Origin of the sequence: Oceanobacillus luteolus (genome assembly GCF_042678205.1) — a bacterium.
Lineage (GTDB): Bacteria > Bacillota > Bacilli > Bacillales > Amphibacillaceae > Oceanobacillus > Oceanobacillus luteolus.
On record NZ_JBHUDE010000017.1, the window covers coordinates 41,769 to 55,842 of the forward strand.

The 14,074-nt window shown below is 41.0% G+C and carries 12 protein-coding genes and 1 pseudogene; 9 read left to right on the plus strand and 4 right to left on the minus strand.

All coding sequences use genetic code 11. The features are described 5' to 3' along the window. Positions 1 to 21: 21 nt before the first annotated feature. The 4 genes from ACFSBH_RS04450 to ACFSBH_RS04465 all read right to left on the minus strand — a co-directional run bounded on the left by ACFSBH_RS04450 (position 22) and on the right by ACFSBH_RS04465 (position 4,933). Positions 22 to 2,088: a glycoside hydrolase family 3 protein gene (locus ACFSBH_RS04450; RefSeq protein WP_379596226.1), complete on the minus strand. Its 2,067-nt coding sequence runs from the start codon at positions 2,086 to 2,088 to the stop codon at positions 22 to 24. 21 nt (positions 2,089 to 2,109) lie between these two features. After that, the gene (locus tag ACFSBH_RS04455; RefSeq protein WP_379596228.1) at positions 2,110 to 3,819 is read right to left on the minus strand and encodes a serine hydrolase; all 1,710 of its coding nucleotides are present in this window, start codon (positions 3,817 to 3,819) and stop codon (positions 2,110 to 2,112) included. A gap of 389 nt (positions 3,820 to 4,208) precedes the next feature. Beyond that, a complete protein-coding gene (locus tag ACFSBH_RS04460; RefSeq protein ID WP_379596230.1) occupies positions 4,209 to 4,496 on the minus strand; it encodes a YxcD family protein in 288 nt (95 codons plus the stop codon). Next, positions 4,484 to 4,933, minus strand: a complete 450-nt coding sequence (locus ACFSBH_RS04465; protein WP_379596232.1) for a hypothetical protein — start codon at positions 4,931 to 4,933, stop codon at positions 4,484 to 4,486. The genes ACFSBH_RS04460 and ACFSBH_RS04465 overlap by 13 nt, the downstream gene beginning before the upstream one ends. Positions 4,934 to 5,169: 236 nt before the next feature. On the opposite strand from ACFSBH_RS04465, the pseudogene ACFSBH_RS04470 reads away from it, so the two are divergent. The 9 genes and pseudogenes from ACFSBH_RS04470 (at position 5,170) to rpiA (ending at position 14,053) form a co-directional block, all read left to right on the plus strand. Next, a pseudogene (locus ACFSBH_RS04470) lies at positions 5,170 to 6,560 on the plus strand (YfcC family protein). Between the two features lie 24 nt (positions 6,561 to 6,584). Beyond that, the gene (locus ACFSBH_RS04475) at positions 6,585 to 8,042 is read left to right on the plus strand and encodes an aminoacyl-histidine dipeptidase (protein ID WP_251512691.1); all 1,458 of its coding nucleotides are present in this window, start codon (positions 6,585 to 6,587) and stop codon (positions 8,040 to 8,042) included. 278 nt (positions 8,043 to 8,320) lie between these two features. Continuing rightward, positions 8,321 to 9,349 carry a LacI family DNA-binding transcriptional regulator gene (locus ACFSBH_RS04480; RefSeq protein WP_379596234.1) on the plus strand — a complete coding sequence of 343 codons (1,029 nt, stop codon included), beginning with the start codon at positions 8,321 to 8,323 and terminating at the stop codon, positions 9,347 to 9,349. Next, positions 9,342 to 9,899, plus strand: coding sequence for a 6-phospho-3-hexuloisomerase (hxlB, locus tag ACFSBH_RS04485; RefSeq protein WP_251512688.1), 558 nt, complete (start codon positions 9,342 to 9,344; stop codon positions 9,897 to 9,899). Before ACFSBH_RS04480 ends, hxlB begins: the two co-directional genes overlap by 8 nt. An 11-nt stretch (positions 9,900 to 9,910) precedes the next feature. Then, a complete protein-coding gene (locus tag ACFSBH_RS04490) occupies positions 9,911 to 10,555 on the plus strand; it encodes a bifunctional 4-hydroxy-2-oxoglutarate aldolase/2-dehydro-3-deoxy-phosphogluconate aldolase (RefSeq protein WP_379596236.1) in 645 nt (214 codons plus the stop codon). Between the two features lies 1 nt (position 10,556). Then, positions 10,557 to 11,573 carry a TRAP transporter substrate-binding protein gene (locus ACFSBH_RS04495; RefSeq protein WP_251512684.1) on the plus strand — a complete coding sequence of 339 codons (1,017 nt, stop codon included), beginning with the start codon at positions 10,557 to 10,559 and terminating at the stop codon, positions 11,571 to 11,573. Between the two features lie 19 nt (positions 11,574 to 11,592). Beyond that, positions 11,593 to 12,078, plus strand: a complete 486-nt coding sequence (locus tag ACFSBH_RS04500) for a TRAP transporter small permease (protein ID WP_379596239.1) — start codon at positions 11,593 to 11,595, stop codon at positions 12,076 to 12,078. Beyond that, positions 12,078 to 13,364, plus strand: coding sequence for a TRAP transporter large permease (locus tag ACFSBH_RS04505; RefSeq protein ID WP_251512681.1), 1,287 nt, complete (start codon positions 12,078 to 12,080; stop codon positions 13,362 to 13,364). Before ACFSBH_RS04500 ends, ACFSBH_RS04505 begins: the two co-directional genes overlap by 1 nt. Positions 13,365 to 13,387: 23 nt before the next feature. Further along, positions 13,388 to 14,053, plus strand: a complete 666-nt coding sequence (gene rpiA / locus ACFSBH_RS04510) for a ribose-5-phosphate isomerase RpiA (RefSeq protein WP_379596242.1) — start codon at positions 13,388 to 13,390, stop codon at positions 14,051 to 14,053. Positions 14,054 to 14,074: the final 21 nt, after the last annotated feature.

A 14,074-nucleotide genomic window follows, 5' to 3' on the forward strand; every position in this document is an offset into this window, starting at 1 on the left:
GGCTGATCCCCTCACTTAAACTTAATAGGAAAGTCCAAAACCAAATTCGTATAGGACATCGCCGTTTTGGTCAGGAATTGTAACTGGCAATGTGCCTGTTGGATTGTTTTCTCCAAAAATGGTTGCGGCTGTTGCTTCAAAGCTTGCATCTCTAAATCCGTACTGTGTCAGATAGGCATCAATTTCAGGGAATGCCATAATGTCATATGGATTACGGATGGCTGCTCCAATGACCGGAGCATCGACTTCTTGTATAAGCTGGTTCACAAGCAACATTTGCGGACTCAATGGGTCACGTCCACTGACATTAAACGTATAGGATCCGAAGATGACCGCACTTGCGTCTGAGAGTTGTTCGAGCTGTGCGTCAGTCAATGGTCCTGAAGCAGTGATTAGTTCTATGTTAGCGTGGTAATCACTGATAGCTTCATGTAGTTTGCTGATATAAGTGTTTCCGACGACAACGACTTTTTCATTTTCATCTGCTTGCAGCGGCAGGACCTGATCATTTTTTAGAAGTGTAATCGATTGCTTCGCAGCTACCGCCTCTACCTCTTTATGGAAATCTTGTCCAACGACCTCTTCCGCATTTCGTACCAATTCGTCTACAGGAGTTGGGGTTTCTGGTTTAATAATTCCGCGATTCAGCTTCAACGTTAAAATTCGTTTCACCGATTGTTCAATCCGTTCTTCGGTAATTTCTCCGGTTTCCACTGCTTCTAGTAATCCTTCAACGACTTCTTCTAATCCTACTGGCATCAGAATGATATCTGTTCCGGCATTGACGGAGCGGATGACTGCATCAACTGGACCGAAATGGTCAGCAATTGCGAGCATGTTTAATGCATCCGTTATAATTACGCCATCATAGCCCATTTCCTCACGCATGAGACCGGTCAATACTTTATGCGACAAGGTGGCAGGTAAAGAGATTTCCGTACCATCTTTTTTGGAGATTACTTTTGTATCATCAATCTTTGGAAAAGTGACATGTGCTGTCATAATCGCATCGACATCCGCTTCCATTGCTTGCTGGAATGGATATAACTCTACTTCCAGTAAACGTTCTTTATCATGTGGAACTTCCGGTAAGCCAAGATGAGAATCTACGGATGTGTCACCGTGCCCAGGGAAATGTTTTGCTGTCGTTGCTACGCCTTTGCTTTGAATCCCTTTTATATAAGCAATTCCCAGGTCTGATACGAGCTCAGGTGATTCGCCAAAAGAGCGGACACCGATGACAGGGTTGTCAGGATTGTTATTGACATCGAGTACAGGTGCTAAGTTCATATTAATTCCCAGTGCTTGTAACTCAGCGCCAATCACTTTACCGACCTCCTCTGTTATTTCTGGTGATCTTGTAGCACCAAGCGCCATATTTCCAGGCATGTCTGTTCCAGATTGGAGACGTGTTACGATTCCGCCTTCCTGGTCAATCGTCAGCAGTAATCCATATTTCTCGCTAGCCTCTTTGTAAGCAGCTACTAATCTTGTTGTTTGCTCTGTTGTCACGACATTTTCTGCAAACAAGATGACGCCGCCTAATGAATAGTCTTTTACGATTTGTTCAATTTCCGGGAGCATTTCTGTCACGTTTTCGCCATTCCATTTTCGGAAGTCAGGCATGAGCATTTGACCGATTTTTTCTTCGATTGTCATCCCTTGAATGGCATTGTCGATGATATTATATTTTTTGCCTTTCTTTTGGATGATTTCCGCTTCGCCGTTTTGCACGTGAATGCCAATTTCATCTTGAGATTGGCCATCTGTCACCGAAATCCATGTACGTCCATTTTTACCTGTAAGGCTCACCGTACCATCTTGATCTACAAAGGCGACGGTTCTATTTTTGGAATTCCATCTCAAGTTATCGGATGTGGTTTTGAAGTGGCCATCTTCATATACATTTAATGCTTGCAACTGTATTTCACCATTCACTACTTCTGCTTCCACTTCTGGAACGTTTTCGAGGATGACCAATTCTTTCCCGGAATCCTTTTTCTTGGCATTCGTTTTCATGGTGCTCGGACTAATACTTAATGCAATGGCCAACAACACGATGAACGATGCTTTCAGTAATCTTTTCATGGTTTCCCTCTCTCCTTTATATTAATAATTTCTCTTTTCCCATTCGTTTTCCGTTATGTTAATCGGTAATTCTCGCTGACTAGGATCTGCAAGCTGAAGATTGCTTACATACCAACCACGTCCGTTCGTTGTTGCATCAGTTTGATAGCGGAAGCGGATATGAGTTGTCCCTGCTGGAATCTCCAAGGTTTCTTTTACAAAGTCGACACTGCTACCTGAAAAGGTGCGGAGCGGACTCCATGTTTCTCCATCATCTGATACTTCGACAAATCCGAAATCATAGCCCTGTTCTGTTCGGTACCACGTATCGAAACGTAATGTCGCATCCTGTTTGATATCGACTTCCAAAGTGAGAGGCCGATTCAACTCGTCACCGTAGCCGGCAAACCATGCCTTCCCTCGTTTATTCGGTAATTTGACCGGGATGGCATCTGCCACATGTCTCGACAACGCGCGACGTGCAGGGTTTGTGGATACCGTCTCACGAGTCGGATGGACACGGTTCGTTAAAAGGATAGCGATCGTATCGTTGTTTAAATTAACGACGATTGATGTTCCTGTATAACCAGTATGCCCAAGAGTGGACGATTCCGATAACGCATCCATATACCAGCCTTGTGAAAGCTCCCAACCTAAGCCATGGTCATTACCAGGAAATTCCGGTATTTGGTTTTCAACTAAGAGCTGGATTGTTTCTGGTTGTAATATGCGCTTTCCGCCATATCTGCCTTCATTGATGAACATATGAGCTAGTTTTCCTAAGTCATGGGCAGTGGAGAAAACTCCGGCATGTCCGGCGATGCCATCTAAAGACCAAGCATTTTCATCATGCACTTCTCCCCAGACGACACCCCTGTTTGTCCATGGTTGATATTCTGTTGCAGCGATTCGGTGCTTTAGTGATTCAGGCGGGTTATACATCGTGTCAGTCATTTTCAGTGGTTTCGTGATGTTTTCAAAAACGTATTCATCGAGCCCTTGTCCAGAAAGACGTTCAATTAAAGCTCCTAATGTAATCATGTTCAAATCACTGTATGTGTATGTTGTTCCTGGTTCGTTTGCTAGTGGATATTGGAATACATATTGAAGACGTTCCTCTCTATTCTCACCAATCGTATAAAGCGGAACCCAAGAGGTAAATCCTGAAGTATGTGTCATAAGCTGTCTGATTGTCACATTTTCTTTTCCGTTTTCGGCAAATTCCGGGATGTAATCAGCGACAGGGTCATCGAGTTTAAAGTGTCCATCTTCATAAAGAATCATGGCGGCGGTTGTTGTGAAAATTTTACTGATGGAAGCAAGGTCAAAGATGGTGTCTTTCTTCATTTTAATCGGGTTATCGACATAGTTGCCTGCATCATCACTATAAAGAAGCGCATGTCCATAGGATTCATGCTGGACGATGTGTCCGCGTCTCGCTACAAATGTGACTGCACCAGGCATCATGCCTTCTTCAATTAAAGAATTCATGGTTTGATCGATTGCATGAAGTGGTCCCTCTACCATGCCAGCTCCCTTAATGGACCCAGGGTGCAGAACTGGTGAAGTCGGACCCGGGTTATCCCAAGAAAAGCGGGGATGGGGGACGTTTGTGATTTCTTTTTCTTCTTTTACTTCAATGGTTGGCGAATGGATAGGTGAATGGTTTGCACCCATTACAGTTGTTGAATGAAAAAGTATTGCGGAAGTGATTACGACAGTAGATAAAAGCGACATCCTTTTTTTCTGCATCCTATTCCTCCTCATCGGGGTCATGCCCCTATTATGTTAAAGTGCCAAACTCCTAAATAGATAAACCTCCTTTACATTTTTTTGTTGATTGTCATATGAAAATAGAGATTTTTATCCATATTTACGCAAAATTGAAAGTGCTTACATTTTAATTTACAACGATTAGCTGTAATTGTCTATGAAACTTTGTAACCGAATGGGGAATGGGTATTTGGTGGGACTAGGGACAGGTTCCTCGTCCCTTTTATGAATAGGTCGATTTTTAAATGGAAAAAGGATTTGTGGGTATGGTAATCCACAAATCCTTAATTATTTTTCCACTCAAGGAGACGGTAATCTTTCCATCCCCTATGTGAACCAGGATAAAGAACCTGTACCTATGTCCCCATTTATCCAATAAGCGCGATAATCCCTTGTTCATCATCCAACTCTAACTTAATCCCAGCAAAAGGATCTCCGTTCAGATATTCCTCAATCCATAGTCGTATTGCTTCAATGAGATTAGACATGATCAAGACTTGCTTCCTGCCATTCCAAAATACTTCTGCAGAAAAACCAGTGTCATCGTCAAACATTAATTCGACCTCGACTTCTTCTGGCTTTATTTGCTTTTTACGCGAAACATAAACACAGAGTGCATTAATGATATCTTGTTCAGGAAGGATTAATTTCTCCATACATTCGAATCCTCTTTCTTTTTCCGCTTGAACAATAATTGATAAATCTTCACTGCGATAGCAATGATGAACGCAATGGCAAGAGCATTAATCAATAGGCCGATCAGTGAACCTAAAATACCCATGCTGCCAAGCAGACCGCCAAACAGTAATCCTGCAAGTCCACCAAGCATAAGACCTTTCATGAGACCGCCTGACATCAAGCCGCCTTTATTATTTGTGTTTTGTTTTGTAGTGGATTTATTAACCGAAGAGTCTTTCTTATTGTTTTGGAAGAATGAGTTGTTGTTATTGTTGCTTCCTGGGTTAAACGATTTTTTACCTGACTTATATCGCTTCGCCTCAACTGTTGTTGTACCTGTATCTTGGAAAACATAATCTCCAATCGGTGAGAATATGAGTGTAATTGCAAAAAATGCAGCTATAACTTTCTTCATTATTTGATCCTCTCTATGGTTGTCGTATTTTGTAAGTACACTTCTATTATAATATAACTTCCTTTATTTTGTCTGGCTGGATGTCGAGGATGCCATAAATATTTCGACGATTTTCGACAAACTCTATTGTTTTTCCGAATAGTATCGTATATAATTACTTTATTCTTTTAACGCTTTACCTAGATGAAGTGATAACGTGTTAAAAAGAAATTGTTCAGGAAGTAGGGAATGACATCATGTTGGCTGAAAAACTGGAACCTCAAGAACCGAAATTCAAGGAAAAATCAAAAATACCACATACGTTTATCATTTTATTTGGCATTATTGTTCTTTTAGCAATCACAACTTATTTTATTCCGGCTGGTGAATATGAACGGGAAGTCAATGAAGATGGAAGAACGGTCGTCATCAATGGGACCTATCAGGAAACCGAAGCAAACCCGGCTGGATTTTTAGATATTTTCACTGCTGTATTTGATGGAATGGTGCATAGCGCTGATATCGTCTTCTTATTATTTATCGTTGGTGGATCATTTGGTATTTTAACAGCTACTGGTGCAATTGAAGCACTATTTAACCGGTTGATTACAAAACTCAATGGTAACGAAATTTACCTGATACCGATATTAATGATATTCTTTGCGATTTGTGGAGCAACGTTTGGAATGGCGGAAGAGAGTATTCCATACTTGATTATCCTGCTGCCTTTCCTATTGAAACTGGGATTTGACCGAATCATTGCAGTCGCCACCCCAATGATTGGTACGTCCATTGGCTATGCGGGAGCTGTTACAAATCCATTTAACTTAGGTGTGGCACAAACCATTTCCGGATTGTATTACTAGCGGTATTGATCATCGTGGCGAGTCTATATGTCATGAGATATGCTAAAAAGGTATTGAAGGATCCGGCGAGAAGTCTTGTTTATGGTGATGGACAGTTGATTCCACAAGGTGAAAAAGTGACGTCCAATCATTCATTAACGAAAAGCAAAATTGTTATTTTACTCGCTTTTCTCCTTACCATTATCATTATTCCTTTTGGTATCATTAAATATGGATGGTATATGAAGGAAATTGCATCCCTATTTTTAATCATGGGAGTTATTGTAGGGATCATTGCGAAGATGAATGATAATAAAATTGCCGAATCATTTACTAAAGGTTGTAATGATATGGTCGTTGCAGCACTTGCTGTCGGATTGGCGCATGGTGCAGTAGTCATTTTGGAAAATGCCAATACAATTGATACGATCGTACATTCATTAGCTGGGTTAGTTGAAGGTCTTCCATCCACATTTGCAGTTGCTGGAATTTTTGGTGTACAGAGTGCCATCAACTATATCGTCAGTTCGGGAAGTGGACAGGCTGCATTAACAATGCCGCTTATGGCACCTTTAGCTGATTTGCTTGAAGTGCACAGACAAACTGCCGTTTTAGCGTTCCAAATTGGTGATGGAATTTCCAATGCACTTACTCCTACCAATGGTCATTTGATGGCTAGTTTGGCTCTGGCAGGATTATCATGGATTAAATGGGCGCGTTTTTTCATTCCGTTAATCCTCATCCTTTATGCGGTAGGTCTAATTTTCCTTCTCGTTGTACATTCATTTGTGTGGGTATACTAATTGTGATAAAAGGAGGAACAATCGATGTATGCTAGTTTAGAGGAACTAATAGAGAACCCAATATTTAAGTACTTTTATGAAATATCCCAGATCCCGAGAGGCTCAGGGAATGAAAAAGAAATCAGTGATTATTTAGTCGGCTTTGCACATGAACGTGGACTGGAAGTCATTCAAGATGAAGCACTGAATGTTATTATCAAAAAGCCTGCTACAAAAGGGTACGAGCAGGCAACGGCCGTTATAATCCAAGGTCATATGGATATGGTTTGCGAGAAAAATGATGGAACCATCCATGATTTTAAAAAAGATCCATTAAAGTTACGAATTGAAGATGATATGTTACACGCTACAGATACTACACTTGGAGCGGATAATGGTGTCGCGGTTGCTTATGCATTAGCGTTGTTGGATGCAAAGGATATCCCACATCCAGCATTAGAAGTTGTTATTACGACAGAAGAAGAAACGACGATGAACGGTGCATTATCCGTTGATCCGAGTCATTTTGAAGGGAAAATTTTAATCAATATTGATTCGGAGGAAGACGGTAAACTATTGGTCAGCAGTGCAGGAGGATTACAGACCATTTTGGAGATACCGTTAATAGAAGAAAATCTGCCTTCGGAATACGTGAGTTTCCAACTAGCGGTAAAAGGTTTAATCGGTGGACATTCTGGAATGGAAATTGACCAAGAAAGAGGAAATGCGCTTAAATTAATGGGACGTCTATTGTATGACTTATCCACTGACTTTAAATTTGTCGTCCAGCATGTACGCGGCGGTATGGCATCTAATGCAATCCCTCGTGAAGCAATCATTACAATTGCATTGCCGGAAGCCGAAGTGGCAAAGTTACGTGAGAAATTAGAAGAGTGGACAAATACTCTAAGGCTTGAGTTTGCGAGTTCTGATCCGAATGTTTTCGTTGAATTGAAGCAAGCCGAAAATTCAGCGGCGACATGTTTCTCGGACGAAACTAAACAGAAGGTAATTAAGGCACTGATGTTATTGCCGAATGGAATTCAGAATATGAGCTTGGATATCAAAGGGCTAGTGGAGACTTCGGTTAATGTAGGAAAACTTGAAACAACGGACTCCTCCATTATCATTGAAAGTGATGCAAGAAGTTCCGTGAAAAGCCGCAAATATGCAATAGCTGATCAATCTAAGCTCGTTGCTGAAATTCTAGACTGCAAGTTTACAGTCACCTCTGATTATCCAGAATGGCCATACAATCCAGATTCCAAAGTACGTCAATTATTTGAAAAAGTATATAAGGAACGAGAAGGAAAAGATCCTGAAATTATCGCCGTGCACGCAGGGATCGAATGTGGAATCTTCATTGAGAAAATTCCTGGTTTAGACGCCATTTCGATTGGTCCGGATATGTATGATGTACATACTCCAAATGAACATGTGAGCATCCCGTCGATGTTGAATAATTGGGAGTACTTTGTGGCTGTGTTGAGAGAGATGAAATAGGTGACTTTTTAGTCCCTGAATATTTTACATGTTGATTTATTTTATCGTTCTAATAAATATTTAAATTATCAAGAGCCTTGTAGAGTATAATCTCAACAAGGCTCTTAATTGTTATCTCTTCTATTAATATGACATTGGATTGTTTTCTCAATGTGAGTGCGTTTTTACCCTAAATATTCAAAATTTCATAAAAACCCCTTGTAAAGCGCTTTCTTTTATAGTAAACTCTTACTAAACCGGTTTACTAAATCGGTTTAGTACATGAAAAAGGTGAATGTATGAAAAGAACTACAATTGAAGACGTAGCAAAACATGCTAACGTGTCGAAAAGTACCGTATCCCAGTATTTAAATAATCGCTTCGATTATATGAGCAGTAAAACTAGAAAGCGGATTGAACAGTCGATTATCGAATTGAATTATCAGCCGAACATTCTGGCCAGAGGTTTAAAACAGAAAACATCCTCCACAATTGGAGTCATTGTTGCGAATATCTTGCACGTGTTCTCGACTCAGGTTATTCGGGCTATCGAAGATTATTGTAATAAGAGAGATTTTCATGTCATCGTCTGTAATGCAGAAGATGACCCAGTCAAAGAGAAAAGATATATTGAGATGCTCCGAGCGAAACAAGTAGATGGAATTATCGTGTTTCCTACTGGTGGAAATGTTGAGCTATATAAGGAAATCAAGAAAAGTAATTATCCAGTTGTTTTTATGGATCGGTTGTTGCCAGAAGTTCCTGTCCATTCGATTTTACTGGACAATGAGCTTGCCGCTGAATTGGCAGTCGATGAGTTTGTGAAAAACGGCCACCGCCAGATCGGATTGGTTTCTCCTCCATTGGAGACAAAAGTGACGCCACGACTGGAGCGGTTGGAAGGATTCAAAAAAGCACTGGAAAAACATCATATGGAATATAATCCGGATTACATTATCGACGGTAAAATTTCTAGTATCAAGGACAAGTTGAAGGATTTTCTTGCCCTGCCTAATCCTCCAACAGCGGTACTTGCGATTAATGACCGGACATTGTTGGAAATATTGAAATATGCGAAGGAAAATGACATAAACATACCTGAAACAATGGCACTTATCGGGATTGACGATGTTTCCTATGCAAGCATCTATAATCCAACACTGACGACAATTGAACAACCGACATTTGAAATGGGGAAGAAAGCCGTTCAAGTCCTCTTCGAATTGATGGAAGGGAAAAATAGAAAGATCGAGCCGGAAGTGCATCGTTTCGAACCAAAAATTATCGTGAGAGAATCATCTGAAGAAAGGTTGATGCAAAATGAATAATATCATTCATACTGTTGCTGCAGAAGTCAGCGAAGTTCTAGCCAAAGTGAATTCCGAAGAAGCAATCCAACTTGCCGAAGCCATGAGAGAGGCAAATCGGATTTTCATTGCAGGGACGGGCCGTTCCGGATTAATTGGGAAAACATCTGCCATGCGGCTCATGCATGCGGGTTATTCTGTATACGTCGTTGGCGAAACGATCACACCAAGCATTGCTTCTGATGATCTGCTTATTCTTATTTCAGGCTCGGGAAGTACAGGTTCGCTGGTCAACTATGCAAAGAAGGCAAAGGAAATTGATGCGAGAACCGCGCTTGTAACAACGAATAAAGCATCAAAAATAGGTGCTTACAGCGACCAGTTTCTCATCATCCCTGCTGCTACAAAAAAGCGGACAGGGATGGAACCGGATACGATCCAGCCTCTTGGCAATCAGTTTGACCAATCGGCACATTTATTGCTCGATGCAGTCATCGTTTATCTTCTTGAAAAGTATAAAGACGAAAGCAGCCATACAAGTTTGAATCAAAAACACGCCAATTTAGAATAGGAGCGATATCAATGAGTATAGAACAACAAATCCAACAGGAGAAAGTGGTCTCCGTTATCAGAAAAGCAAATGAAGAAAATATTGTGCCTATATTGGAAGCGCTTCATGAAGGAGGAATCAATTCTGTCGAGATTACTGCAGAAACACCACGGGTCCTTCACATCATTGAAACAGCTGTAAAACATGTCGGAGATAGAATGAACATTGGGGCAGGGACAGTGCTAGATACGGAAACGGCAAGGGCTGTCATTATGGCGGGTGCTTCTTTCATCGTTTCGCCTACATTGAACACGGAAACGCTGAAACTGACAAACCGATACGGGATCTTGAATATTCCAGGAGTGCTCACCCCGACAGAAATAGTAACTGCCTATGAACACGGTGCTAAAATGGTCAAAATTTTCCCTGCGGAGACATTTGGACCAAATTATGTAAAAAATATTCTCGGTCCACTGCCACATGTTAAAGCAATGGTGACAGGAGGTATTACGCTAGATAATATGACGGAATACCTTGCGAAGGGAAGTGCTGCGGTCGGTATTGGGAGCAATCTCGTAAACGCAGGAAAATTGAATACGAAAGAAGATTACGAGAAATTAACTGCTGTTGCGAAACAGTATACAGATAAAGTGAAAGCATTCGAAAGGGGTTTGTAACATGCGTAAGAGTTTTATGGTCATACTCGGATTGCTGATGGTGTTTTTATTATCTGCCTGTGGAACGGATGAACTGGAAGTGGAGGCGGACGGAACAATCAAATTGATTGCCGCTCATAACCAGACATCGCCTGATAATCCTTATCAGACAGGATTATTGAAATTTAAAGAAGTCGTAGAAAATGAATCCGACGGAAAAATTGAAGTCGAAGTCCATGCTGGAACGATTGGTACAGAAGAATCCCAACTTGTCGAGAAACTTCAGTTGGGTGCAGCCGACCTCGTAGTCGTTTCGCCGGGATTGATGACACAGACAGGTATTAGAGAAGTTGATATTTTATCAGCACCCTATTTGTTTAAAAGTTATGATCACTGGCTTCGTGCCATTGATGGGCCAGTTGGGGAAGAAATGGCCGAGATTATTAATGAAAAGTCGAATAACTCCTTTAAAGTACTAGGTTATTGGACTGCTGGTGTCAGACATTTCTATGGGAAAAAGCCATTGGAATCGATTGATGACCTAAAAGGGGTTTCTCTCCGGACACAAACATCAGGTGTCATTTCTGACTTCTGGCAAGCGACAGGTGCAATTCCTTCATCTATTTCTTGGGGAGAGCTTTACCAAGGATTACAGCAGGATGTTGTTGACTCGTCTGAAAACGCTTACCCGTTCTTCGTGCAGCAAGCGCACCATACAACGCCGAACGGTAAGTATATAACGGAAACTGCACATGACTTTACGACAAGACTCGTTTTGTTTAATGGGGAGAAATTTGATAACCTACCTGAAAACTATCAGGAAATTATTTTGAAGGCTGCCGAAGAATCGGTGATTGCGGAACGAGAAGCGACTAATACGCAGGATGTTGAATATAAAGAAAAAGCAATTGAAGAAGGTGCAGTCGTGAACGAAATTGATCGTGAACCATTTATTGAAGTGGCTGAACCGATTTTAGATGAGTTCGTAAAGGAGATTGAAGCTGAAGAATTACTTCAAAAGATCAGAGATTTAGAGTAAGGGTTAGGGGGAGAGAAACATGAAGAAGTTTGTAAACACTTTGGAAAAAATACAAATGACTGTTGGTGTTTTGTTTCTATGCATCTTCGTTTTTGTCATTGTACTGCAAATTATAACGAGACATCTCGGTATTTCCGTCATCTGGACAGAAGAAGTGGCGAATTATTCATTCATTTGGGCAATATTCATGGGTGCAGCAGTTATGATTAATCGCCGTGAACATTTCAACTTCGATTTTATTGTACAGAAATTGACCGGTGCGAAAAAAGCGGGACTAAGCATTTTTAATGATTTAGTGCTCATTGTTTTCAATTTTGTCATCTTCCTGTTAGGCTTGCAGGTCGTTACAGAGTTTTGGAACTACAGATGGGCGACATTGCCGGAAATGAAGATGGGTTACGTGTGGATTGCAATTCCAATTATGGCACTGACGATGATTGTTTATTCCATTTCACATCTGATTGACCATGTGAGAGCAGTTAAAGCGAAGGAGGTTATCGAGTAATGGGCTTTTTACTTCTAGCTATATTTCTCGTGTTAATGATTATTGGGGTTCCGATTGCATTTGTAATAGGGATCGTTGCTTTAATTGGTATTATCAGCATTCCATATACACCGGAAGCAACGGTGCCGATGTCAATGGTGAACGGACTGGACTCCTTCGTTCTACTCGCTGTTCCGTTATTTATTCTTGCAGCTAATCTGATGAATTCCGGTAAGATTTCCGAAAAGTTGATTGAGCTTGCTTTAGCGATTGTCGGGCCGATCCGCGGTGGTCTTGCCCATGCAAACGTTCTCGTTTCCATGATGTTTGCGGGAGTTTCCGGGGCGGCTCAGGCAGATACAGCAGGCGTAGGGAAAATCCTTATTCCAAGTATGCTGAAAAAAGGGTATGACAAAGAAACTGCTGTAGGGATTACCGCTGCGTCATCTACGGTAGGAGTTGTCATTCCTCCAAGTATCCCGATGATTATCTTCGCTGGACTGACGAATGCTTCGATTGGTGCTTTGTTTCTTGGTGGAATTGTTCCGGGGATACTCATAGGAGTAGGAATGATGGTTTTTGTTTATATCGTAGCGATTAAGCGCAATTATCCACGAGCGGAACGGGTGGAAATTAAAAAATTCCTTAAATTACTCGGAGAATCGATTCCAGCACTTTTTACACCTGTCATTATTATAGGCGGTATTATCAGTGGATTTTTTACTGCAACAGAAGCTGCTGCAGTGGCTTCGATTTATACTTTAATAGTTTGCATGTTCTATTATAAGACGATAAAAGTAAAAGATTTATCAGGGATTTTAATGGATACGCTTGCACTAAGTTCCTTGTCATTGTTTGCTCTCGCAGCAGCCAGTGCGCTCGGTGAGCTGATGAGTTATTACCAGATAGGAGCTATGGCTCAAGAGTTCTTTGACAGCAATATCGGTTCAAAATGGCTGTTCATTTTGATTATCATTGGATTCTTCCTATTTATCGGTACGTTTATGGATGCGATTCCAGCAATGATTTTATTTGTTCCTGTCATACTGCCGACAGCCCTTGAGTTTGGCATAGACCCTGTGCACCTAGGTCTTATTGTTGTCATTACACTTGCGATTGGTCTTATCACACCACCATATGGTCTATGTTTATTACTCGCAGCGAAGATCGGGAATATGTCTGTGGAAAGATCTTTCGTTGCAGTGATACCATATATTGCAATTATTTTGGTTATATTACTGTTTGTGGCGTTCTTCCCGCAAATTGCATTTTATATTCCAAAATTGATCAACCCGGCATTATTTTAATACCGGCTAAGAGGTGAATTACTATGGAGGATAAACAGATAGCAGCAGAAGCATCTGTCAAATATATACGAGATGGAATGATAGTTGGACTAGGTTCTGGTTCAACGGTTAACTATATGTTGCGGAAACTTGGAGAGCGGGTGCAACAGGGACTTCAGATTAAAGGAATTCCGACTTCGGTTAAAACGGAAAAACTGGCAAAAGAACTTGGTATTCCATTAACCGATTTCTCTAAAATACAGCAGATTGACCTTGCCATCGATGGTGCTGATGAAGTTGATTCAAGCTTGAATCTTTTAAAAGGTGGAGGCGGTTCCCTTGTCAGAGAAAAAATTGTTGATCAGGCTGCAGATGAATTGATAATCATTGCTGATTCATCAAAGGTGAAATCCGTGTTGGGAAACTTTCCATTACCAGTCGAAGTAGTTCCTTTCGGTTATGAAAAGACAATGGAGTATATTGCTGCATTTGGATGTACCCCAGAACTAAGGGAAAAGGATGGTCGGGTATTCATTTCCGATAATGGTAATTATATTTTAGATTGTAAGTTCGACTTAATTGAAAATCCAGTGACTCTCCATGAACAATTGAAGTCTTTGACCGGGGTAGTTGAAACGGGACTATTCCCTGAGATGGCGAGTAAAGTCATTCTTGCCAGAGAAGGTAAAGTAGAAATTTTAAGCAAGTAAAACTTGTAAGGAGATAGATGA